At 37.2% G+C, this 2,722-nt stretch carries 2 protein-coding genes; both read right to left on the bottom strand.

The annotated features are described in order from the left end of the window. Positions 1 to 887: TIM-barrel domain-containing protein (locus WBN20_RS05960; protein WP_424281061.1), on the bottom strand; the 887-nt coding region annotated here is incomplete at its 3' end. Between the two features lie 100 nt (positions 888 to 987). Next, positions 988 to 2,722 (bottom strand): 1,4-alpha-glucan branching protein GlgB (glgB, locus tag WBN20_RS05965; RefSeq protein WP_424281062.1); only part of this gene is annotated, 1,735 nt, incomplete at its 5' end.

Below are 2,722 nucleotides of genomic sequence, written 5' to 3' on the forward strand. Positions count from 1 at the left end.
TCTATATCGAGATAGATAGCATCACAGGGAATTTTAAGGGATCTGAATTTCCTGGCAATTTTCTTAACATTGCTCTCCGGAAAATAACTCCATTTAGATTGATGAAAGCCCAATGCCCATAGTGGTGGGATTTCTGGTGTTCCGGTTAAATCTGTATATGCTTTTACTACTTTGGACATTTCAGGGCCATAAAAAAAGTAGTAATTCATTTCTCCACCGTCTGCCCAGAAACTGGTTATATTTCTTCTTTCATGAGCAAAATCGAAATGAGTTTCGAAGGTATTGTCAAAAAATATCCCATAGGCAATATTATTGTGAAGTCCAACATAAAAGGGAATGGCTTTGTATAAAGGATCCTGATCTTTAGCATATGCATATGAATCTGTTACCCAATTTCTTACCCTTTTACCTTTAAGATTAGCGTGTGTAGCTTTATCCCCCATTCCATAAAAGCTTTCGGCAGATTGGGTGATTTTGCTCATCTTCACCGAATTACCCCCAAATTCATAATTTTCCTCCCAGTGAAAACCAAGCTCATCCTCATTTATGATATTCCCTTCTAAATCGGAAATCTGGGTCCGCATTGTTTTTTTATCAACCAGAACGGTGATTTTAGAAGTTGAAATCAGATATTCCGTTTTAGTTTCTGTGAATTCAAGTTTGTTGTAACCCCTACTGGCATCCGGACTTATTGCATATGAAAAATCTGGTTCAAAAACTTCCTCTGTAGCATATCTGAATCGGATAGCGCTATTGCGCAGTACCGTAATCTCGAGCACAACACCATTCTCTGAAGTAAAATAAAATTTATCTGAATCGCGCTTAAATTCTACAATACTATTGGGGTATAAATTGCCTTTGTATTCTAATTCTGTATTGGTAATCATAAAGGGTGATTTTAGAGACCCACAAAAAAAAGACTTTAAGCTTTAATAGAAAAGCGATATTACGATCAATTATAAACTAAAACGTTATAGTTGGCCATATTTATTGTAAAACAACCATCCCAAGCGGTGGAATTGTAATTTCAACAGAAGTTTTATGACCATGCCATGGGGTTTTGGTAACCTTTAAGCCAGTATTTTTACTTCCACTTCCCCCATATTTTTTCGCATCACTATTAAAAACCTCCTTTAAAGTTCCCTTTTTTGGGATTCCTATTCGGTATCCTTCTCTGGTTACCGGAGTTAAATTACAGGCTGTAATTAGGTCGTTTTTAGGATCGTGACCCCGACGGATATAGGTAAGTACAGAATTCTCATAATCTCCGTAATCAATCCACTGGAATCCTTCAGAGCTGAATTGTTTTTCATAAAGGGCAGGTGATGAACGATAAAGTTTGTTTAGGTCTTTTACCAACTCCTGAATACCTGTGTGAAAATCATATTGTAACAAATGCCAATCGAGACTTTGCTGAAAATTCCATTCGGAAGACTGCCCAAACTCTGCACCCATAAATATGAGGTTAGTTCCGGGATGGGTAAACATATATCCAAAAAGCAATCTTAAATTAGCGAATTTTTGCCATTCATCTCCTGGCATTTTATATAATAAAGACTGCTTTCCATATACTACCTCATCATGGGAAAAAGGCAGCATGAAGTTTTCAGTAAAGGCATAAGTCATACTAAATGTAAGGTCATTCTGATGGTGCATTCTGTAAATAGGTTCTTTTTTAAAGTATTCCAGGGTATCATGCATCCAACCCATCATCCACTTCATTCCAAATCCTAAACCTCCTATGCTTACTGGCTTTGAGACCATGGAAAAAGAAGTTGATTCCTCGGCAATGGTTTGAATCCCTTTAAAACTACTGTACACCTCTTGATTGAGTTCACGGATAAACGATATTGCTTCAAGATTCTCATTGTTACCGTAAATATTTGGTTCCCACTCACCTTCTTCACGAGAATAATCTAAGTATAGCATTGAAGCAACTGCGTCTACACGAAGACCATCTGCATGATACTGGTCCAACCAAAAATTAGCATTACTTATAAGAAATGCACGAACTTCGTTTCTTCCATAATTAAATATCAAACTTTTCCAATCCGGATGATATCCTCTTCTTCTGTCGGGATTCTCATACAGGCTGGAACCGTCAAAAAATCCTAACCCATGGGCATCTTCAGGAAAATGGGAAGGTACCCAATCCAGGATGACCCCAATATCATTTTGATGAAGTTTATCAACCAGGAATTTAAAATCTTCTGGTTTACCAAATCTGGATGTAGGTGCAAAATAGCCCGTAAGCTGATAGCCCCATGAAGGATCATACGGATATTCCATAATTGGCATGAATTCTACATGCGTAAAATTCATTTCCTTTAAGTATTTGACCAGATCTTCTGCCAGATCTACATAAGACATAAATTCATTCTCTTTAGTACGTTTCCAGGATCCAAGATGAACTTCATATACAGAATACGGTTTATCTAAAGCATTTTTGGTCTCACGCGTATCCATCCAGTTCTTATCCTTCCATTTATAGGCATTATCCCATACAACCGAGGCTGTATTAGGTGGATGTTGGCAAAATCTTGCAAAAGGGTCTGCTTTCTCAGTTTTTATATCGTTATTATTTGAATGTATTTTATACTTATACAAAGCACCTTGTTCTACTCCCGGAATAAACCCTTCCCAAATACCACTTTCATCCCATCTTACATTAAGCTGATGCTCTCCTTCTACCCAGTAATTAAAATCACCTATAACGGAGACT

The organism is Eudoraea sp., from assembly GCF_049665975.1.
Classification (GTDB): domain Bacteria; phylum Bacteroidota; class Bacteroidia; order Flavobacteriales; family Flavobacteriaceae; genus Eudoraea.